Below are 23,118 nucleotides of genomic sequence, written 5' to 3' on the forward strand. Positions count from 1 at the left end.
TTTTAGCATACTTTAGGTCCAAAAAAAAAGGGGTACGACATTATCGTACCCCTTTTTCTAAATTTTTCTAGGTTAAGCTTTCTCCATGTTTGTCTCAACCTTAGCTTTGCTATAAGCAGGACAATCTTGTGTTGTTTTACAAGAAGTAAAACCTAATGCCAATATAAAAACAACTGCGACACCTACAATAAATGTTTTTTTCATAATAATATTATATCTAATTAATGACTCCTTAATTTCATAACTATTCAATCTTAACGAAAGTATATCGTAATGGGTTACAAATTTATTTTTTTTTATTATTAACGGCATATTTTATTTGACGAAAATCATAAGCAATTCAAATATTTACTTTAAACTCGATAATTATATTCATTAAAAGACCTTTTGGGGTTTATTTTCTAGCCAAATGAGACCCGTAATTTGTTATCGAAAGTTACCTTTGAATAAATTAGCGATTTATATTTTCTCGCAAAAGTGTTCAGTCAAGATTTAATGTAATAATGCATATTTATAGATTCGTATTGTTATTGTCATTCCTAGTTGGGAGCACCTTGCTATTTTCCCAAGAGGTAAAAGAAGAACCGCACTTTGTTAATTCAAAAGTTGTGAATGGCGATACCGTACCGCATATTAACATAGTTGAAGTTAAGGTATCGCCACCTAAAAAGTTTAAGAGTAAACGAAAGTATAGAAGGTATACCAAATTAGTGCGTGATATAAAAAAAACGTTACCCTATGCGCGTAGAGCAAACGAACAAATTATATTAATAGCTCAAACTGTTGATACTATTGTTGGAGAGAAGGAGCAAAAAGCATACTTAAAAAAAGCAGAGAAAGAACTTTTTGAGGAGTTTGAAGCTCCTTTGCGCAAATTAACTTTTTCACAGGGGCGTATGTTAATAAAGTTAATAGATCGGGAAACCGGATCGAATAGTTATAGTTTAATTAAGGAATTAAAGGGCGGATTTTCGGCGATGATGTGGCAATCAGTGGCACGAATCTTTGGTTCTAACTTGAAATCAGAATTTGAAGAGGAGGGAGAAGATGCTATGATAGAGTATATCATATATCAAATTGATTTAGGCTTACTATAGAAAAAAGATTTAAAAGACTGAATGATATTACCTAATATTAAAATAAGAGTATTCATAATACTCGCATATGTTTTCTGCCTGTCATTATTGCAAGCGCAAAGTGATGCAGAACTTAAGAAAATACGTTTTAAGGGTAATATTAGTGTCTCTAATTCACAATTACAGGATGCGATCTCACTTAAAAAGAGCAAACGATCTGATAAATCTTTTTTTTCTAACTCAGTCTATAAACAAGATGTTACTAAAGTCATTGAGCTATATCAACGATTTGGTTTTTTAAATGCTGAAGTGGCTGATGCAGAATTAAAGTATTCGCGTAAAGGTAAGGTGAGTGTTACATTTAATGTTGAAGAGAATGACCAAATTAGGGTTGGAGATGTACAATTCAGAATTAATGGTTCTCAGTCCTTAGATGAATTCTTTGCTACTTATAAATCTAGGAAGTTAATTAAAACACTAAGTGCTCGCAAAGGAAAGGTGTTTCGGGATGCTGCGGTTTATGAAGATGATGTTCTCATATCTCAAAGTTTTGAGAATATAGGCTATGCTTATGTAAAAGTAGAGCCAATAATAGATGTAGATGTTGAAAATAAATTAGCTTCCATTATTTGGGAGATCGATACTAGAGATTTATGTTTTTTTGGGGACATTACTTTTATTGGACAAACAAAGGTAAGGCAAAAGATATTGGATAAGCAGGTAGTATTTGATAAAGGTGACATTTATAACCCAAGAAAGATAGAACTCACACAGCATAATTTATATAACATTGGTGTTTATAGAATTGCCAGTACAAAAACAGTTCGGTCTGAGGAGCAGCGAGATTCCATTGCTACTTTAGTTAATTTGAGAGAGGCTCCTCGTTTAACCAGTAAATGGGGAGCTGGGTATGGAAAAGAAACCAATGTTAGAGTATTTGGGCAATTTACTTATTTGCATTTTTTAGGAGGTGCGCGCCGTGCTGAACTAAATATGAATCATTCTGCCATTGAACCCTATGATTTTAAGTTGAATTTAATTCAGCCCTCTTTTTATAGTCCAAAATCTCAACTTATTTTATCGCCTTATATCTCAAAAGAAAATGAGCAGGGATATTCTCTTGAAAAGAAGGGAGCTAGTATTACGATTTTGCAAAAAATAAGCAAGCGCTCCAATATGTCATTAGGTTATTTAAATGAGAAAGTGGATTTAGATACTACCAGTGTTGGTGATATTCCAGATGCGAGTGAATTACAATCGGCATATAATAAGGCCGGGTTTACTTTTGGATTTACCTATACAAATACACAACCTATTTTTGATCCAATTGGAGGTATATATTTGGCAGCAAATGTTAAAACAAATGATTTTTTTAAGAAAGGACCCTATAGTTTTAACAAATTTCTAGGTGAGTTTCATAAATATCATTTATTAAAATACGGTTGGGTATTGGCGTTAAAATTGAAAGCGGGTACAATATTAACCAACTCAAGTACAGAGTTTATCCCCATTGAAGAACGTTATTTTGGAGGAGGATCACAATCCATCAGAGGATATAATCGGCAAGACATTGGTCCTCAAGATGCCAATGGTCAACCCATCGGAGGTAACACCATTTTTGAGATGTCAATCGAAAACAGAATATTGCTTCTGCCAAGGTATGGGGTGGGAATGGTTTTATTTATGGATTTAGGAAATGTTTGGGAACAAAGTAGTTACTTTGATGCTAAGGATTTGTTGTACTCAGCAGGAATTGGACTTAGGTACAGCACACCCATAGGACCCATTGGCATTGATTTAGCAAAACCAATTATAAAGGATACAGGTAAGCCCTGGCAATTCTATTTTAGTATCGGTCATAGTTTTTAAGTACAATAAACGAGGTGAAGAAAGTTGTAAAATATATAATATGGTTTCTAGTTGCATCATTAATGCTTCTACTGCTATTGTTGTTGCTTCTTCAAAGTACTCCTATCCGAAAAAAAGCCGCTAGTTTGGCCATGGAGGAGCTAAATAAAAGCCTTCAAGGTACTTTCTCGATAGCAGGTGTTAGGGGTAACTTGTTTAACACAATCATCATTGATTCTATAATAATATCAGATTCTACCACCACAGTTTTAACTGTGGATAAAATAGAGATGAATTACGATTTGTTAGCATTATTAGACAAGCAAATAGTAGTTGAGAATTTAATATTACAAAATCCGACTGCTAATATTCATCAGGCTAGCAAAAAATGGAATATTGTATCGGTTTTTAAACCGAATACTGTAAAAGAGAAAAAAGAGAGCCAACCTTTTCCATTTTCTATATACGGGAAAAGTATACGTGTAAATGGTTTGAGTAGTGATTTTATTACAAAATCGAAAGTAATCCCAGAGCACCTGGATCAATTAAATCTTGATGCTGCTTTTTCGATGATTAACGGTGCAATGTTTTTATCACTAAAACATCTCGATGTACAAACCCAGAAGCCCATTTATAAAATCGATGATTTAAGGTTTAATGCAGTGTATGATTCTTTGGGTTTTAGTGTTGATTCCTTATTGCTCAATACTCCAAAAAACCATATTGCCATCGGAGGTAATTATCTTAATTTGTATAAGCATACAGTTTCACTTCAGTCCGATAGTATCAATGTTTCTGAATTCGAAATGTTTATTCCTCAATTGTATTTTAAAACCTTACCTAAGGTTGATATTAATATTCGCACTGAAGAATCTAAACTTTATTTGGAGTCAACCTTACGGCAGTTGTCTGAAGAAATAAATATTGAGGCTGTCTTTAATTTGGATGAATCAACACATAGTTTTATTCATAATTCGCCTTATGATTTAAAGTTAAAATGTAAAAATATTCATCCTTCAAATTGGGGAATAAAGCAAAATTTGCCTATTGAGTTCAATGGAGATATTCAGTTAAAAGGATCCGGATTCAAGTTTAAAGAGACTCCTATTAAATATCAATTTAACTTAAATGCAATAAATGCATATGGTTACGATGTTCAGCAGTTAAATGCTAAAGGTGTTTTGGAATACCCTAATGTAAATTCAGAAATTACAATTGTTGACCCTAAAATTAAAGCAGCTGCGAATATAGTTTTAACTGATTTTATAAAAAAGCAAGAGTATTCCTTAATGGTGGATGCTGATTATTTCAATGGAAATGCATTTAATAAGAAACAACTTGATGAGTTAGGCGGAGCAATTTCAATAGATGCAAACGGTTCTGGCTTTAATACAAACAGAGTGAATGCATCTGTAAATTTAAAATCCGACTCCTTGTATATAAAAGGAGTGACATTTAATAGCTTAATAAGTGATTTTAAAATAAATGATGGAGCTATAAAGGTGGATACTTTTTCTATGGGTAGAGGAGATGCACTAATTAATTCCTCTGGATATTATTCTTTCAAGAATAGAAATATTGAAGGAACCTATGCTCTTGAACTTGATAGTTTAAACATGTTGTATGCTTTAATTAATGATAGTAGTATTAACTCAAGTTTAATGGCTGAGGGTACGGTTACTGGGGCTACAGATTCATTGTTATTGAGTTGTAAATATCTTTTTAAGGATGTAGTTAGGAGTACCGTTAAACTCGATACTTTGGTGGGAGAAGCATCATTAATCATTGCAGATTCTTTAGTGGCAAATTCCAAATTCCAAACTTCCGGATTATTATTAGGGTCTACGCACGTAGATAGTTTAAAGGCAAGCGTTGCGTATACAAAAAATGAAATAGAGGCTCATTTAAAAGCTATTAAAACAGATACTCTTACAATCGATGTAGATTCAAAGATTTTGCTAAGTGACAGCATAACAATTCAGGTTCCGTATGCTTTTATTGAAACTCCTTTTTTCGATATTCAGAGTAGGTATCAATCCATGGCGTTTGTTATCGATTCAAGTAATATAAAATGTGTAGATGTAGCCTTTGTTGGAACAGAAAATGAAAAAGATTATGAATTAAATATATTAGGAAACTTCAATCCTAAGGGATATTCTGACTTAAATTTAAGTGTTGATAATTTTAGACTAAACATCCTAAACCAAATAATTAAGGAACGAGATTTTCAGGGACTAGTTTCTTATAATGCAAACCTAATAGGTGAGGGACGTAATCCTAGTTTTACTTCGTCTTTAAAAATCGATGAGGCGCAATACGATTGGATCAACCCCAATGTTGTTAATTTAGATTTCAATATTCTGAATCAACAAGCAAAAGCCGATTTATTATTGCTTGATAAAGCAAACGATACCCTTGCTGTAGATTTTAGTTTTCCGGTTTCTTTAAATTTTAAAGATTCTGAAATAGGCGTAAAAGATACTTTCGATATTAGTGGAAATGTGCATTCATCAAGGGTTAATTTGAGCGAATATACCAATCATAATAATAAAGGTATTGTTTTAGATGGTGATGCTGTACTTAATTTTACAGTTGGAGGAACCAATGTGAAACCACTATATTCTGGATATTTATCCTTAATTGATGGTTTGTTTAATATGGAAAAATATGGGATTAGTTATCACGATATTAATGCATCAATAAATGCTAATAACAGCCAGTTCGGAGTAGATTCATTAATAATGAAATCGGGTAATGGTTATTTAAGAGTTAATGGAACTACAGAAATAAATGATTCAATATTATCCGGAAAATATGGTAATCTCGATTTTAATTTGGAAGCTAAAAATTTTCATGTTTCAAATATAAAGGCTCACGATATTGTTATAGATGCGAATGCGCAATTAAAGTCAATAAACGATAGTGTTACGTACACGGGTAAAATTGATGTGTTACGCTCCAGTTTTTTCTTGCCCGATTTAGCTAGTTCGCAAAACTCAAAAGAGCAGGAAAAGCCTTTGTTAGTTCAAGCACTTAGAGCTCAAAGTGGCGATAGTCTATTTGTTGATGAACAAGGCCTTCGTTCTGATACTGTCAGTTTCTCTAATAGCGATTTTGTTGTACAAGAGCTGTTTGGTAGTTTAAAGATTATCATCCCTAAAAACACGTGGGTTAAGAGTGATGTACTTAAACTAGAAATTAATGGGGATATTGATGTGGTTAAAACGGGTCGTTTTTTCGAACTGTTTGGCTATATACAAGTCTCAAGAGGTTCATATTATCTATATGGTAGGCGATTTAATTTAGAGGGTGGAGAAATTAACTTTACCGGTGGAGAAACCTTTGAGCCAAGCTTGAATTTGAAAGCTGAATATGTTTTTAGAGGTGCTGATAAGGATGTGCAAACACTAACCTTAAATATATTAGGCACAGTAGTAGAACCCGAATTAAGTTTTTTAATTGACGGAAGAAGTATTACGGAGAGTGATGCAATTTCTTATATAATATACAATCGCTCTTCTGATGAAATAGGATACGATAATCAAAAAGGATTGGCCTCAGCAGTTTCCTCCGGAATTATGACAAAAATGGTATCTTCGCAATTGAGTAAAACTTTGGGTAATCAGCTAAATTTAGATATGATTGAGCTCAATACCGAAGATAATTTTCAGAGTATGGATTTTGTGGTAGGTAAATACATTACTAAAGATCTATTTATGAAGTATCAACGAGGTTTTGGTGAAAATAATAATAATGAAATTACACCGGAATCTGTTACTTTAGAGTATGAGGTAATTGATAATTTGTACTTTCAGGTGCAAAGCGGAAGCTCAAAAACTTCGGGAATTGATGTAACCCTTAAGTTTGAAAAAGAAAACAATTGGGATAATACATCTAAATCTCGAAAAGAGAAACGTAAAGAAAAGCGAAATCTAAAAAAGTAAAATCGCATGGAAATTCAGGAAATAAAAAAGTTAAATCAAGAAATCAATAATGCCTTGTGCAAAAAGCAAATAAAAGATGCTTTGGCAATGATTGGTAATTTAGCCAAGCAATTTCAAAGTGGTAGTATTATTGATGATCATTATAATATACAATTTACCTATAAAAGTTTGCTCTCCTATGCTGTTGAGGGAGTAAACGATCCTGAGCAACAAAAAATGTATGATAAAATTATTGGTGATACATTTAATTTATCCGACCGTTTGTTTTCGTTTATCTACAAGCAAAAATCGAGTGATTATTTATATCAGTTAAGACGGCAATCTGACAATGCTAATTCAGTTGAGAATGTAATAAGTAATTTTTATGATGCTTTAGAACGTGATGCATTAGCTGGTCAGATTGGTCAGCAGTCGAATACTGCCGATGAAAGCATTAAACACATTTTCAACAAATTATTTTCTGTTCATGATATTAGTTTATCCGAACATAAGGCTATTGTAGGTATATTATTAGATGAAGATGTAAACTATACATACCGAGCGCTTTTTGTTTCAGCCATCACTGTGGGACTTTTGCAAGAGTTTACGTTAGAAAAGTTGTTGGTTTTATTTGAAGTTTGTTCCAGTAAAACTCAAGAAGTGCGACAGCGATCTTTGGTTGGTTTAATTTTGAGTTTATATAAATATGATGATCGCTTAAAGTATTATCCAACCATAACAAAACGTATCGACTTATTAGTTGATGATGAAAAAAACATCAAGGCTATTTCGTCTCTACTTATTAATTTAATTAGAACTAGAGAAACAGAAAAAATCATAACCAAGTTGAACGAAGAAATTTTGCCAGAAGTGGTAAAAATGCATCCTAATCTTCGTAATAAGTTGGATATTGATGATATGATTGGTGAAAAATTTATTGAAGGAGAAAATCCTGATTGGGAAGATTTCTTTAAAGATTCACCAGAATTAAAAAGTAAGCTTGAGGAAATTACCGAGTGGCAAATGGAAGGTGCCGATGTGTTTTTAAGTACATTTAAAACACTTAAACATTTTCCATTTTTTAATGATGTACATAATTGGTTAATCCCTTTCGATGTGAAAAATCCTGCTTTAGCTCCAAATTATGGAGACGATCAGTTTATTTTTGGTAGTAAATCGGTGCAAGAGAGTTTAACAAAATCAGGATTCTTATGTAATTCTGATAAATATTCATTATTCCTAAGCGTTCCTTTTATGCCATCGTTTCAAAAAGATATGATGGCTAAAATGTTTGAGCAACAGCTCGAGCAAATAGAAGATATTGAAAAAGATGATTCCTTAGTTAAACCAGATAAAAAGGAAGCCAATATAAATAACCGTTATATACAAGACCTTTATCGTTTGTATAAATTATATCCGCATCGCAATCAATTTGAAGATGTTTTTGCATGGAAGATGGCTTTTCACAAAAAGCAGTTCTTTTCTATTCTATTTAAAGATCAATCCTATCTCCGTCAAATTGGAGAGTTCTATTTCAAAAAGCAGTATTATCTCGAGGCTTCTGAGGTTTTTGCAATTCTATTAGCTGATAATAGTAGTCATGTTGAGTTAATTCAAAAATCGGCATATAGTTTACAGCAAGTTGGTAAATACACTGAAGCTCTGGACTTATACCTCAGAGCAGATATTTTAAAGCCCGATCAGCTGTGGACCATTAAGAAAATTGCCTTGATGTATAAATCTATAGGGAAACCTCAGGAATCCTTAAATTATTATCTGCAAGCAGAAAAAATAAAACCTGAGGATTTACACACTCAGGCTCTTATAGGTCATTGTCATCTTGATCTTAAAAACTATAAAGATGCACTGAAGTATTATTTCAAGGTGGAATACTTAGATTCAACTAACACTAAGGTATGGAGTCCAATTGCTTGGTGTTCGTTTGTGTCCGGAAATTTTGAACAAGCAGAAAAGTATTATCAGAAATTATTGATTAGCTCCTCAAATAATCAAGATTTAATTAATATTGGGCATGTTTATCTTTGTTTAAAAGATAGAAAACAAGCGTTAGTGTATTACAAGAAGGCCATTAATTTAATGAATAATAGTGAAGAATTCTTCAATACATTTTACGAAGATAAAGAACAACTTATTCTGAATGGTGTAGATGAATTAGACTTGCCAATAATAATAGATCAATTAAAGTATAGCATAGAAGAGTAATGGCGAAAAAGAAAGTTAGCACAGAATTATATAGCTACGGAGTATATTCGAGATGGGATAGAGGTACTAAGGAATTACCTAAATTATTGGATATAACAGATCAAATACCATTGGAGCTTGATGTGGAATTTGGTTACGTGATAATTATTAAAGGAGCTAAAGGGAAGAGAGTAAAGTATAGAATTGATCATCCTCCATTTAAGGATGATCAAGGAAAGGTAGAACCTTCTTTTACTGGAGAATATTTTATTAATTCAAACGACTATGAGTTCTTTTTGGGAGATACCATATGGGCTCCCATCGAAGACAAACAAGGTGAATGGTGCTTAACTACATGGTTGGATGGTAAAATTATAGCTAAAAAATCTTTATTTATAAAAAGTCTTTATAAATAAAGGTTTAAGCTAAAACTACAGAAATTAAAAAGAAGGTAAATCCTAAAAGTGCTATAACTAATAATACTTCAATAACAAGAAACCAAAATATCTTTCTTTTTAATTTAATAGTTGTATCCTCCGTCTTCCTAAACATATCTCCCAAATTTTTTAAACTATAACTCATCATCTTTTATTATAATATTATCTCAAATTATTGATGTGTTTTTATAATGCATCCATTGCTTAAACACCTGCAAATTGAAAATAATTAATCGTTAATTAATGTTATTTAGCGAGAAGAAAACTGCTTTTCGCCCTTGCTATATTTTTAAAACTATTAAAAAAGCTACTGTTACACAAGTTAAAAAACGCTAATTGTACATATTCCCCCTATATTTAGTACAGATACACCACCTAATTGGACTTACAGGAAATCATGTGAACTTAAAAAGAATAAAAGTGAACTATCAAACACATTTCACCACCCTAAAACGACTTTTTTAACCCTATAATAATAGCATTCATAAGCGGGTGTAATTAACAAATGATAACGAATACCACAATTAGGCATTAATAAATATAACGTTATTTTATAAACGTTCTATCATTAGATGTTGTCGAGTGTGATCGAATTTTTATATAAGATTTTATCCAATAAGGTAGGACTAATCACTCATTAGAAACCAAGGCTATGATAAAATTACAATTAGAGATATAATTACCAGTATGTACTGTATTAAAAGAATTGTAGTTGGAAATTCGAGTTTAATTTTGAGTTTGTTCATGATGGGTGTTTGTTAAAGGGTTTATTATAAAGATAGTTAATATACATGGTACCTCATTCGCTAAATGAAACTAATTAGTGGAGTGCCCTTTTTTTTATATAAACTAGTCTGTTTTGTAAATAAAGCATATAAGTTTTTACTATTGAAAGAAAATTATGTTTGTAAGTTACTACCATAATCGTTACTTTCACATTTCATAATTAGTATACCAAGGCTACATATCTGAATAAAAATGTTGAGAACCATTATTGTTGATGACGAAAATAGTGCTCGTCAGAGTATTAAAAAAATACTAGAAATGTATTTGAACGATGTAGTAGAGGTAGTCGGTATGACCGATAATCTTGATTCTGCAGTTTCGTTAATAAAAAAAGAATCACCAGGACTTGTATTTATGGATATATCGATGCCTCAACAATCGGGCTTAGATGTATTTAATTATTTTGATGTCATAAATTTTGATGTGGTATTTATTACCGCACATAATCAGTATGCTGTAGATGCCGTTGGTTTAGGAGCTTCTGGTTATATTCTAAAACCGATTAAGCCAAAAGATTTAGTAGATACAGTTCTTAAAATAAACATGAAGCGTAAAACCAAACCAAATGAGCCAAAAAATGGCGATTTGGATTATGGTTATAGTAAGTTGATGGTAAATCATCAGAAGGGTGTTCACATTGTTGCTTATAATGAAATACGAGCTATTGAAGCAGACGGCAATTATTGTAAAATATATAAGGCTGATGGTGAGCCATTGTACGTGTCAAAAACAATAGGTAGTGTTGAGGAAAAATTACCAGAGTCACATTTTTTTAGGGTGCATAGATCGTGCTTGATAAATATTAATTACGTATCTGAAATTGATAAGGAAAAAAATATAATTCGCTTGGGAGAATTAGAAATGCCCTTAGCAGCTATTAATTTTAAACCACTAATTGAGCATATTTCTAAAATAGCTAACAGTTTTATTTAATTTTTGATAAATCTCTTATTTCGAATTCAACTACTTTACTGAAGTCTATTTTATTTGATTCAAATTCTTCATCATAAATGAATAAGTAACCGTTAACCAGCTCGCTAGGTTTTTCTTTTTTGCCTTTATACTTCTTGAAATATGTCTTTATCTTTTTAACCTCACTTTCGTGGATGGCAACAACGCACTCTAAGGCAGTGTTCTCAAACAATATATGTTCGTTTTTTATGCTTCTTAATATACCCATATTATAGTTTTATTTTCTCTAAATCGTCTTCGTAATCTAATTTGATATCTTCATGCAGAGTATCCATTGCTTTATAAATATTACTTACTTGGCGCTCATATAAATTCTTGAGTACTTTGCTATTTTTAAAAGGAACATTACAGTTTTTCATTACATAACAAAAGTGAATCAGTAATTCAATTTGAGTTGTTTTTTTACCTGAATATTTAATATGCTTAGTGACAATTCTAAGCACCTTGCGAATGGTCTTTTTTGCAAAGTATAAGGTGTTTTTATTTATACCTTTAAAACCATCTTCAATTTCTAGTTTAATCTCATTAATGTAATTTTCTTCGTCAGAGGCTTCGTATAGCAGGTAGTGTAATAACTCTTTATTTTCTTTTTTATACTTAGCTAAGCGTATACAATGCTCAACTAACACTTCTTTCGGAAGATCTTTGAGTTCTTTTTTTATTGTACTTATGCTATTTGTTTTAATGGGCATTTAACTTACCAATTAAGTTATCTAAATTAAATATCGTTCAAATATACATTAAGAAAGTGGTACAAATTAATTATTATCGATTATTCAAGTTGAAATTCTATAATGCCCAAATGCACTTGGGCATCATATTTCATGAAGTATACATTTATGAATGTTTTGTATTTTCTTTTATTTGAGCATCAATATTAGCAATGGTAATCATGTTAACAATTTCTCTCACCGAACTGCCTAATTGAAGAATCTGAACGGGTTTGTTTAAACCCAATACAATAGGGCCAATAGCCTCAGCAGTTTTCATTACTTGTAATAATTTATACGCAATGTTTGCTGCCGCAAGGTTAGGGAATACTAACACGTTGGGTTCGTTATTTACCAAGTCTGAAAACGGATAATTCTTTTCAAGCTCTGTTTGATTAAAGGCAAAGTTGGCTTGTATTTCACCGTCAGAAATTATTTCAGGATAGCGTTGTTTCATAATTGTGGCTGCTTCTCGAACCATTTTAGGTTCTTCACCATCTGTAGAACCAAAATTTGAATATGATAGAAAGGCCACTTTGGGTTCAATATCCATCATATTGCGCACTGTTGTTGCCGCCTGGTAGGCTATAGTTACCAATTCTTCGGCAGATGGTTTGGCAAGCATTGTGGTATCAGTAAAAAATAGAGGCCCATTTTTGGTGAGCATTAGATACATACTAGATGCTTTTACTTTCTTTTTAGTGCCAATAATTTGCAACGCAGGCTTAATGGTATTACTATATTTTCGGCTGATACCAGATATTAGCGCATCAGCATCGCCTTGATCAACCATCATGGCTCCAAAGTAATTTCTTTTAATCATTAAATTATGAGCTTCGTATTTATTGTAGCCCTTTCGCTTTCTTTTGTCAAAGAATAGATCGCCATATGCCGCAACAGTTTTGCTATTTGCACTTGAGGTTGGATCTATAATTGGGATATCGTGTAATTCGAGGTTGTGCTTTTTAATGAGTGCCTTTATTTGTTTAATATTTCCTAGTAGAATAGGCTTGGCAATACCTTCATCTAATGCAATTTGAGCAGCTTTAAGTACCCTGTAATCATCAGCTTCAGCTAATACCACCCTTTTAGGATTTTGTTTTGCCTTATTGGTTAAGCGTCTAATTATTTGCTTATCATTTCCTAGGCGTTGCGTTAACTCTGTTTTGTATTGCTCCCAATCTATAATTTCAAGTTGCGCAACACCACTTTCAATGGCCGCTTTTGCAACAGCAGGAGCCACTTCAGTAAGTAGTCTTGGATCAAGTGGTTTTGGAATAATATAATTGGTACCAAAGCTCATTGTCTCTTGATTGTAAGCTTTTATGACCATATCAGGAACTGGCTGTTGTGCAAGGTCAGCAATGGCTTTTACGGCAGCCAACTTCATGACTTCATTTATTTCGGTAGCTCTAACATCAAGTGCACCTCTAAATATAAACGGAAACCCAAGTACATTATTTACCTGGTTGGGATGATCAGACCTGCCTGTAGCCATTAAAACATCATTACGAGTTTTCATGGCAGTTTCGTATTCAATCTCAGGATCAGGATTTGCGAGAGCAAAAACAATTGGCTTAGGAGCCATGGATTTTAGCATATTTGCGCTTAGAACATTGCCTTGCGACAGCCCCAAAAATACATCGGCATCAACAATGGCATCTTCTAGTGTGTTGAAGTCTAGATTAGTTGCAAATTCGTTTTTTAGTTTGCTTAGGTTTTTTCGATCTGACCTTATAACTCCTTTTGAGTCGCATACAATAATATTGTCTTTGTTTAGGCCCAGTTCTATAAATATTTTAATGCACGACAGCGCTGAAGCACCAGCCCCAGAAACTACCAGTTTAACTTTGTTTCTATCTTTTTTCACTACTTTGAGGGCGTTAATCAACCCTGCCCCAGATATAATTGCCGTCCCATGCTGGTCGTCATGCATAATTGGGATGTTTAGTTCTTTCTTTAATCTGCTTTCAATTTCAAAACAATCAGGCGCTTTAATGTCTTCTAGATTAATTCCTCCAAAGGTGGGTTCAAGAGCCTTTACAACGGTTATAAACTCCTCGATATTTGAGGTGTTTAATTCTAAATCAAAAACATCGATACCAGCAAATATCTTGAATAATAAGCCTTTGCCTTCCATAACGGGTTTAGATGCTTCGGGGCCAATATTACCAAGCCCAAGCACCGCAGTACCATCAGAAATAACCGCAACTAAATTTCCTTTTGCAGTGTACTTATATACCTCTTCTGTATTATCAGCAATTACTCTGCATGGTTCTGCCACTCCAGGGGAATAGGCCAATGCTAAATCGCGTTGTGTTTTGGTGGCTTTGGTAGGAATAACTTCAATTTTTCCAGGCGTTCCTTTGGTATGATAATCTAAAGCATCTTGCTTTCTGATTTTAGAATTTGACATAAATGTAGATTTTAGTTCGTTGAGAAAACAATCAGAAGTACGTATTAGTTCGATGGGAAATTTACTAGATGTAATTTTATACAAATTGATAGGAAGATGACTTTGTAAACCTATTTTTCTACAATTAGAGTGTGTAATTGGTCTATATTTTACGTAATGTATTTTGGTGTAAGTTTCTGTTTATTAATATATATGTACTAATATTATTTATATATTTTGCTATATTAAGGCTATAGTGGCAATTTTGACAGACTGTATAGTCAATTGGGTTTGGATAATTCCTTACAAGGTATTATTTGATTTACGACAGTGAATAAAACGATTAAATAATTAGTTAAATATGATGCATAGAATAAGATTTTGTTGGATGTGTTTAATGCTTTTTGCGAGCATTTTAATAGGGGGATGTCAGTCGCCAGCTGATAAATTGATTACTCAAAATAGCGATAATGTTATTATTGATAGTCCCAAAGGGCAGATCGTTTTAACTCCCTTATCCGATTATTCTATTGAGGCGAAATATGAGGTTGAAGGATATTCTAATGCGCCTTCTTATGCTTTAACAAATGATATAACTCCGGTTGAAGCTTCTTTTTCGAGTAAAGAAAATTACTGGGAATACGCTACAAATTACATGTCGGTACGGATTGATAAGGAAACCTTTGCCTTATCTTATTTTGCTGATGATAAGCTTATTTTGTCAGAGGAGGAGGGATTACTTTATACCGACTCTATTAAAGGTTTCAGAATGAATCTATCGCCAGATGAGAAGTTAATGGGCGGTGGTGAGCGTGTTCTTGGAATGGATAGGAGAGGGAAACGATTGCATTTATACAATAGAGCTAGCTATGGTTATGAAACGCACGCTGATTTAATGTACTATTCAATGCCGATAGTTATCTCATCTAATAAGTATATGTTATTGTTTGACAATGCAGCAGATGGATATTTAGATTTAGGAGCAACGGAAGAGAATATCCTCCAGTTTGAAGCTGTTGGTGGTCGTTTGGCTTATGTTGTGGTTGCATCCGATTCTTGGAAAGATTTAACAAATAAGTATACTGAAGTTACAGGTCATCAGCCTATGCCGCCGCGTTGGGCATTGGGTAATATTACTTCGCGCATGGGGTATCGCTCTCAAAAGCAAGTTGAGAAAGTAGTAGATACTTATCGAAAAGAAGACTTTCCTTTAGATGCCCTGGTTTTAGATTTGTATTGGTTTGGACCCGATTTACAAGGGCATATGGGAAATCTAGAATGGGATAAAAAGGCCTTCCCTGAACCAGAGCAAATGATGCAGAATATTAAGGAGAAAGGCGTTAAAACGGTTTTAATTACAGAGCCTTTTATTTTAAAAGAGAGTGGTAAATATAAAGAAACCGCAGAGCAGAACTTACTGGGTACAGATATCAATGGTGAACCTTATATTTTCGATTTCTTTTTCGGAACAACTGCATTAATTGACATATTTAAGCCAGAAGCACAAAAATGGTTTTGGGGTATTTATAAAAAGCATACAGCAAGTGGTGTAGAAGGATGGTGGGGAGATCTGGGTGAGCCTGAGGTTCACCCAGATGATTTGCAACATGTTAATGGTTCTGCCAATACCGTTCATAATGCTTATGGTCACGAGTGGGCTAAAACCGTTTATGATGGATATGCGCAAGATTTCCCGAATAAGCGTCCTGTAATATTGATGCGTGCTGGTTTTGCAGGTTCACAACGTTATGGTATGATACCGTGGACCGGTGATGTGAACCGTACTTGGGGAGGTTTAAAACCGCAGGTAGAAATTTCGTTACAGATGGGAATGCAAGGTATGGCATATATGCACTCCGACTTAGGAGGTTTTGCAGGTAATTATAAAGACTCTGAATTGTATACGCGTTGGTTACAGTATGGAGTATTTCAGCCAGTTTATAGAACGCATGCCCAAGAAGATGTGCCACCAGAGCCCATATATTGGGATGAAAAAACGAAGGATATCACGCGCAGGTACATTAAACTACGTTATGCTTTAACACCGTATTTATATACAATGGCCTATAAAAATAGTACTGAAGGTACTCCTTTAATGCAGCCTTTATTTTATGTAGATGATAATCCTGAGTTATTAAACGAAAAGGATACTTATTTGTGGGGAGATAACTTTGTGGTTTCTCCGGTTACCGATAAGGGAGCAAGCGAATGGACATTACCACTACCATCAAATGCCAATTGGTATAATTTCTTCACAGGCGAAAAGTTTGTTGGTGGGCAAGAAGTAACTATTCCTGTAGATATACATAATATTCCTGTTTTTGTTAAAGGGGGATCTTTTATTCCAATGGCTCCTGTTGTAAATAGTATGGATGATTATAGTACTCAGAAATTAAATCTACATTACTATTTCGATGAGGATATCGCCTCGTCAGAAGATTTTATGTACGAGGATGATGGAGAATCCAACCATAGTTGGGAAAACAATCAATTTGAGAAGTTATTCTTCAGCTCTAAGTTTAATCATCAAAACGGATTGATAATAAAAATCCATCCAAAAGGATTCGATTATAAAAACAAACCCGAAAGCAGAGATATTCAATTAATAATACACCACCATCGTACCCAACCGAATTATGTGAAGGTTGATGGTGAGGAGGTTGATTTTGATTGGAATGAGATATCAAAAGAAATTAAAGTGGCCTTAACAGTGTCAAATAGTAAACTTAGTGTTGAAATAAAATAGTTCTATCCATTATATAATAGTATTATGAAAAAGTTAATATATAGTTTAGTTACAGTGCTTGTATTTGCAACTGTAGCTTGTACTACAGGAAGTAAATCGGAGCCTGTTAAAGAAGAAGGCCCTAAAAAGGCAGTAGTTTACCAAGTGTTTACACGCTTGTTTGGTAACCAAAATACCACCAACAAACCTTGGGGTACCATTGAAGAAAATGGGATAGGTAAATTCAACGACTTTACGGATAAAGCACTTCAGGAAATTAAAGACCTAGGGGTTACACACCTTTGGTATACTGGCGTGCCGCATCATGCCACCATTACGGATTATACCAAGTACGGCATCTCAAACGACGATCCGGATGTGGTCAAGGGTAGGGCAGGTTCACCATACGCGGTTAAAGATTACTATCAAGTAGATCCGGATATGGCTGTTGATCCAGCTAAGCGCATGGAAGAGTTTAAAGCCTTAATTGACCGTACGCATAAACACGGAATGAAGGTGATTATCGATATTGTTCCCAATCATGTGGCCCGTAAATACGAGGGAAAGAATAACCCAGAGGGAGTTATAGATTTTGGTGCCGACGATGATTCTTCGGTAGAATATGCAAAGAATAATAATTTCTATTACGTACCGGGTGCATCTTTTAAAGTGCCTGAAGCATTGGATGGATACAAACCTTTAGGTGGAGAAAAACATCCTTTATCGGATGCGAAGTTTGATGAAAATCCTGCAAAATGGACTGGTAATGGTTCGCGTTTAGCACAGCCACATCATTACGATTGGTACGAAACCGTAAAGATTAATTATGGCGTTCAACCTGATGGAACTTATGATTTTGCAGAATTACCAGAGGGATATGATAAAAAGAACCATGCAGAACATATGGCATTTTGGCAAGATAAAGATGTGCCAGACTCATGGAAGAAATTTACAGATATTGCTTTATTTTGGATAGAAATGGGTGTTGATGGTTTCCGTTACGATATGGCTGAAATGGTTCCTGTTGAATTTTGGAGTTACATTAACTCATCTATTAAGGTTAAAAACCCGGATGCCTTTTTAATGGCAGAGGTATACCAACCGCATCTTTACAGAGACTATATACTAAAGGGTAAAATGGATTACCTATATGATAAAGTAGATTTATATGATACCCTAAAGCACATTATGCAAGGGCATGGTTCAACAGATAACATTGCACCAATACAAAAATCGTATACTGATATTGAGCATAACTTATTGCACTTTTTAGAGAATCATGATGAGCAGCGTATTGCAGCCCCAGAATTTGCAGGAGATGCTAAAAAAGGAATGCCTGCCATGGTAGTTTCGGCAACTTTGAGTACGTCGCCTACTATGATTTATTTCGGACAGGAAGTTGGGGAGCCAGCAGCTGAAGATGCTGGTTTTGGAACCCATTCTCGAACCACCATATTTGATTATTTTGGCGTGCCAAATCACCAAAAGTGGATGAATAATGGCCAATTTGATGGCGGACAACTTAATGCTGAAGAGAAGGAATTGCGCGACTTTTACAAGCGCTTACTAAACTTCACTATTAATAGCGATGCCCTAATGGGTGAATATGCCGATATACATGCCTACAACCGCGAGAATACAAAAAAATATACCAATAAAGTACATTCTTTTGTTCGTTGGAAGGGAGCAGAGAAACTCATTGTAGTTTCTAATTTTAGCGATGCGGATGTATTTACTTTCGATTTGCAGTTGCCTAAATCTATACAAGTAAAAATGGGTTTAAAAGAGGGGAATCATAAAATTGTAGATCAGTTATACGGCACCGAAGCTATGACATTAGAAATTAATGATGGCATTGCTAAAGTACCCGTTCAAATAGAACCACTACAATCCTATATATTTAAGATTGAGTAAGGTAAAATATTCCATACAATACATATTGAATCCGATGTTTTCATAACATCGGATTTTTTATGCATTTATGTGCTATGTTTGTACGAACAATACCCAATATTGGGCGTTTATTCAACTTAAACGAACAAACACACATATTTGAACATGGCAGGAATTGGTCCTTTATTTTATATTATAGTTGCACTCATATTAATTGGCTTACTAGTAGTTTTACAACCCATTATATCCAACCGAAAGAATAACAAATCAAATAACAAGCCCAAAGGCACTCCCATAAAAGACACCTTAATTTTGTATGGTACGCAATCGGGTAACTCGCAATTGGTTGCCACCGAACTTCAGGCAGCTATGGAAAAAAGCGGATATGCGCTTGAGTGTCACAGCATGCTCAATACAAGTACAGAAAGCATCGAAGGCATCAAGCATTTGTATATTATAATTAGCACCTATGGCGAAGGCGAAATGCCGCCTCAGGCCGAAGACTTCTACAATAGTTTAAAGCAAAAACAAGCCGGTAGTTTATCCGCATTAAAATATAGCATTTGTGCTTTGGGCGACAGTAGTTACGATTATTATTGCGAATCGGGCTTGCAGTTCGATAAAGTTCTATCCCACTTGGGGGCAAAAGCAATCAGCACCATTCAAAAGTGCGACGAGGATTTTTCAGAAAGCGCACAGCAGTGGATCAACACCAGTAAAAAGCAGCTGTTAAAACAAGTGGGCAGTAGCCATCTCTCTAACAATTCCGAAGTATCTGTATTGAGTAATAATAAGGCCGAATATACCGCTACCCTTATTGAGCGATCGGTTTTAGCCAACGATTCTGATGAAAATACCATCATCCACCTTAGCTTAAAAGCAAACGGCAATTCGTTTCAATATAAAGCAGGAGATACCATTGAGGTACAGCCTAAAAATCCAGCAAGCATAGTTTCAGCCATCGCTACACAGTTAAAGCTTAAAGATGCTAAGGAGCTTCAGGATAAAGAACTCACCAATGTGAGTAAAAATACCTTAGTTGCCTATAGTGTTTTGGGCAAAAACCAACAGCTAAAAGCTTTGTTATCAAAGCCCGAAAAGTTGAAGGCATACTTGCATAAGGCCAATGTGCTCGATTTAATTAACGATTATAAAATCAACGCACCTCTTACAAAAATATTGGGTGTGCTACCATCCCTGCGCAAACGGGTTTATTCCATTGCCAGTAGTCCTTTGGTATCGCCACAGCAAATCGATTTGTGTATAAAAACCATTCGCTATCCCTTTAATAATGCTGCTCACGAAGGGGCTGGTTCAATCTATTTAAACGAAACCACAGCCTTGCAATCAACGCTCAGTTTTACCTTAAAATCGAACCCTAACTTTACACTTACCAAAAGCGATGCACCTATTATAATGATTGCCACCGGAACAGGTATTGCTCCGTTCCGCTCCTTTATACAAGAACTTTCTCAGCGCAATGCCACACGCAGCACTTGGCTCATATGGGGACAAAAGTTTAAGGCCAATTACGCAATGTATCACCACGAGTTTGAACAAATAAAAACCGAGGGTTATAATTTGCAATTCACGCCCTGTTTTTCAAAAGACGAGAGCGAGTATGGTTATGTACAAGAAGCCTTAAAACACCAAAAACAGCATTTGTTGCAATTATTACAACAAGGTGCTATGGTTTATTTGTGTGGATCTCAGGCTATGGCCGCAGGCGTTAGGGATACCTTTAATCAGCTATTAAAAGGCAGTGCAACCCCATCAATTTCTGTTTTAATGAAGTCAGAAAGATGGTTCGAAGATATCTATTAAACCCACATTCGGTATCCATTCAGTTATCAGGTACAAGCGCCAAGTGCCTCTTGTATCTATCTGAACTTTTGTTTTAACCCGCAGTATGCATTAGAACTTTGTTATCAATATTGAAATAGGTTTTATAATGCATATTCCGAGTTAAAAGACTAAAAGGTGTTTTATTTTTGCTACACTGATTTTTGTTGGCTTTTTGCTGCTTGTAAATAATTAGTTTTGCCCACACATCATATAAGTTATTGATGTTTAACTAACGTATACTAGCACATTATGGAAAATACCAACACACAATACACTACTTATTTAAATATATTAAAAGAAGAGTTGGTTCCCGCCATGGGATGTACCGAACCCATTGCCATTGCCTATGCAGCAGCCATGGCGCGTAAAGTTTTAGGTGCTTTGCCTGAGCGCATCGAGGTTGAGGTAAGTAGTAATATTATTAAAAACGTAAAAAGTGTTGTTGTACCCAATACGGGCAATTTAAAAGGTATCGAAGCCGCTGCCGTAGCTGGTGTAATTGCCGGAGATTCAGATAAAGTGCTTGAGGTAATTTCAAAAGTTTGCGAAAAAGGAAAAAAGGACATTGCCGCATATTTACAAAACAAAGAAGTAAAAGTAATTAACTCGCAAAGCGGATTAATATTCGATATCATTGTAACCGTTTTCTCTAATACCGATGAGGCAAGCGTACAAATATCGCACTTCCATACCAACATTGTTAAGGTAACTAAAAACGGAAAAACCCTGGTTGAAAACTTAGGTTGTAACGATACCCCACAGCCCGATAAAACCGACCGCTCGCAAATGACCGTGAAGGGCATTTTCGATTTTGCCCAGGAGCTCAATGTATCCGATGTAAAAGAAATGCTCACCACACAAATCACCTACAATACCGCCATTGCCAACGAAGGTATTAAAGGAAAATGGGGCGCTAACGTAGGCTCGGTATTGTTAAACACCTGGGGTAACGATGTTAAAGTACGCGCCAAAGCCATGGCTGCAGCAGGTTCCGATGCACGTATGAGTGGTTGCGAACTTCCTGTGGTAATTGTTTCAGGCAGCGGAAATCAGGGACTAGCCACCTCTTTACCCGTTATTGAGTATGCCCGCGATTTAAAAGTAGACAACGACAAACTCATGCGCGCCTTAGTATTGGCCAATTTGGTTACCATCCACCAAAAAACAGGCATCGGCCGTTTATCCGCCTATTGCGGAGCCATTTCAGCCGGTATCGGTGCAGGAGCCGGCATTGCCTACCTATTAAGCGGCGAGTACAAAGTAATTAGCCACACCATAGTAAACGCCTTGGCCATAGTTTCAGGTATAGTGTGCGACGGCGCCAAACCATCATGCGCAGGCAAAATAGCCTCGGGCGTTGAAGCCGGAATACTCGGATACCATATGTATAAAGACGGACAACAATTCCTTGCCGGCGATGGTATTGTAGAAAAAGGCGTTGAAAACACCATTAAAAACGTAAGTCGCCTGGGTAGCATCGGCATGCGCGAAACCGATAAAGAAATCATTAAAATGATGCTAGGCGAGTAGTTTAAAAATGTAAAGTTATAAATGGTTTTACAACTTGCTTGTATTACAGCGTTTATAACTTATCATTTACCACTTATAACTTTCTATGGCGCTCATTCCCGCTATCCGTTATAGCCTTTATAGCTTGCTTTAAGTGTAGCTAAGCAATTCGTGTGCTCCTCTGGTCGCATCCGTTTGCTAAGCTACACTAAAACCAATCCACAAAGGGCTGCCACTTCTATCGTGGCGCAGGTTAGCATAAACCATAAGGCATGCAGATTTTTCTGTCAATCCATATTCACTTTCACAAGAGTAAAATATATTTCCAGAAGGAAATAACCTTGTTCTTAAGAAAATTAACCACCTTCTTAATAGTAAAATACACTTCCATATAAAAATAACTTTGTTCTTAAGAAGGATAACCACTCTCATACGGGTATAATATACTTACAGAAGGGAATAATCTTATTCATAAGAACGATATTATTGCACAAGATAAGTTGTGTTGTAGAATAAGGGACAAGAGTTTATTAGAATAGGCGGAGTTTTAAATTAAAACAGGGAGCAAGCTTATTTTTCATAGGTTTAGCTCCTTGTTTTTGTGTAAAGCCCTAATTTATTCTTAATCCAAATGTATTTTATGCCAATTAACATAAAATATTTTTTTACATTCACATCAAATTATGTATTCTCATTGATGCGTATATCACAAAATAAAGTGCGTATGCAGCATATGGGTTAGCTATATGTAGGGAGTGAGGATATCAGAGAGTTCCTAAACATTACAAACAAAATTT

General features: G+C 34.8%; 14 protein-coding genes. 10 read left to right on the forward strand and 4 right to left on the reverse strand.

Annotated features, from left to right (window positions below; genetic code table 11):
• Positions 1 to 72: 72 nt before the first annotated feature.
• Positions 73 to 312, reverse strand: a complete 240-nt coding sequence (locus A8B35_RS11760; RefSeq protein ID WP_075602965.1) for a hypothetical protein — start codon at positions 310 to 312, stop codon at positions 73 to 75.
• Between the two features lie 191 nt (positions 313 to 503).
• Here A8B35_RS11760 and A8B35_RS11765 point away from each other — a divergent pair, with 191 nt between their 5' ends.
• The 6 genes from A8B35_RS11765 to A8B35_RS11790 all read left to right on the forward strand — a co-directional run bounded on the left by A8B35_RS11765 (position 504) and on the right by A8B35_RS11790 (position 11,205).
• Positions 504 to 1,097, forward strand: a complete 594-nt coding sequence (locus tag A8B35_RS11765; RefSeq protein WP_083634426.1) for a DUF4294 domain-containing protein — start codon at positions 504 to 506, stop codon at positions 1,095 to 1,097.
• 21 nt (positions 1,098 to 1,118) lie between these two features.
• Positions 1,119 to 2,945 carry a BamA/OMP85 family outer membrane protein gene (locus A8B35_RS11770; protein WP_075602967.1) on the forward strand — a complete coding sequence of 609 codons (1,827 nt, stop codon included), beginning with the start codon at positions 1,119 to 1,121 and terminating at the stop codon, positions 2,943 to 2,945.
• 14 nt (positions 2,946 to 2,959) lie between these two features.
• Positions 2,960 to 6,868, forward strand: coding sequence for a translocation/assembly module TamB domain-containing protein (locus A8B35_RS11775; RefSeq protein ID WP_139314875.1), 3,909 nt, complete (start codon positions 2,960 to 2,962; stop codon positions 6,866 to 6,868).
• 6 nt (positions 6,869 to 6,874) lie between these two features.
• A complete protein-coding gene (locus A8B35_RS11780; protein WP_075602969.1) occupies positions 6,875 to 9,070 on the forward strand; it encodes a tetratricopeptide repeat protein in 2,196 nt (731 codons plus the stop codon).
• Positions 9,070 to 9,465 carry a DUF3859 domain-containing protein gene (locus A8B35_RS11785; RefSeq protein WP_075602970.1) on the forward strand — a complete coding sequence of 132 codons (396 nt, stop codon included), beginning with the start codon at positions 9,070 to 9,072 and terminating at the stop codon, positions 9,463 to 9,465. The genes A8B35_RS11780 and A8B35_RS11785 overlap by 1 nt, the downstream gene beginning before the upstream one ends.
• 999 nt (positions 9,466 to 10,464) lie before the next feature.
• Positions 10,465 to 11,205, forward strand: a complete 741-nt coding sequence (locus A8B35_RS11790; RefSeq protein ID WP_075602971.1) for a LytR/AlgR family response regulator transcription factor — start codon at positions 10,465 to 10,467, stop codon at positions 11,203 to 11,205.
• On the opposite strand, the gene A8B35_RS11795 is transcribed toward A8B35_RS11790, so the two are convergent.
• From A8B35_RS11795 to A8B35_RS23820, 3 genes are all read right to left on the reverse strand, one after another.
• Positions 11,198 to 11,452, reverse strand: coding sequence for a hypothetical protein (locus tag A8B35_RS11795; RefSeq protein ID WP_075602972.1), 255 nt, complete (start codon positions 11,450 to 11,452; stop codon positions 11,198 to 11,200). The two genes, A8B35_RS11790 and A8B35_RS11795, sit on opposite strands and share 8 nt — an antisense overlap.
• 1 nt (position 11,453) lies before the next feature.
• On the reverse strand, positions 11,454 to 11,936 hold the full coding sequence (locus tag A8B35_RS11800; RefSeq protein WP_083634428.1) for a hypothetical protein: 483 nt from the start codon (positions 11,934 to 11,936) through the stop codon (positions 11,454 to 11,456).
• 145 nt (positions 11,937 to 12,081) lie between these two features.
• Positions 12,082 to 14,370 carry an NADP-dependent malic enzyme gene (locus A8B35_RS23820; RefSeq protein ID WP_075602973.1) on the reverse strand — a complete coding sequence of 763 codons (2,289 nt, stop codon included), beginning with the start codon at positions 14,368 to 14,370 and terminating at the stop codon, positions 12,082 to 12,084.
• 340 nt (positions 14,371 to 14,710) lie between these two features.
• On the opposite strand from A8B35_RS23820, the gene A8B35_RS11810 reads away from it, so the two are divergent.
• The 4 genes from A8B35_RS11810 to A8B35_RS11825 all read left to right on the forward strand — a co-directional run bounded on the left by A8B35_RS11810 (position 14,711) and on the right by A8B35_RS11825 (position 22,342).
• Complete coding sequence (locus A8B35_RS11810) at positions 14,711 to 17,095, forward strand: glycoside hydrolase family 31 protein (protein ID WP_083634429.1); 2,385 nt, start codon at positions 14,711 to 14,713, stop codon at positions 17,093 to 17,095.
• Positions 17,096 to 17,119: 24 nt separating this feature from the next.
• Positions 17,120 to 18,988, forward strand: a complete 1,869-nt coding sequence (locus A8B35_RS11815) for an alpha-amylase family protein (RefSeq protein WP_075602975.1) — start codon at positions 17,120 to 17,122, stop codon at positions 18,986 to 18,988.
• A 144-nt stretch (positions 18,989 to 19,132) separates the two neighbouring features.
• The gene (locus A8B35_RS11820; RefSeq protein ID WP_075602976.1) at positions 19,133 to 20,791 is read left to right on the forward strand and encodes a flavodoxin domain-containing protein; all 1,659 of its coding nucleotides are present in this window, start codon (positions 19,133 to 19,135) and stop codon (positions 20,789 to 20,791) included.
• A 270-nt stretch (positions 20,792 to 21,061) separates the two neighbouring features.
• Positions 21,062 to 22,342 (forward strand): L-cysteine desulfidase family protein, encoded by a 1,281-nt coding sequence (locus A8B35_RS11825; RefSeq protein WP_075602977.1) that lies wholly within the window; start codon positions 21,062 to 21,064, stop codon positions 22,340 to 22,342.
• The last annotated feature ends 776 nt before the right edge of the window (positions 22,343 to 23,118 follow it).

This window comes from Saccharicrinis aurantiacus, from assembly GCF_001660705.2.
Taxonomy (GTDB): domain Bacteria; phylum Bacteroidota; class Bacteroidia; order Bacteroidales; family Marinilabiliaceae; genus Saccharicrinis; species Saccharicrinis aurantiacus.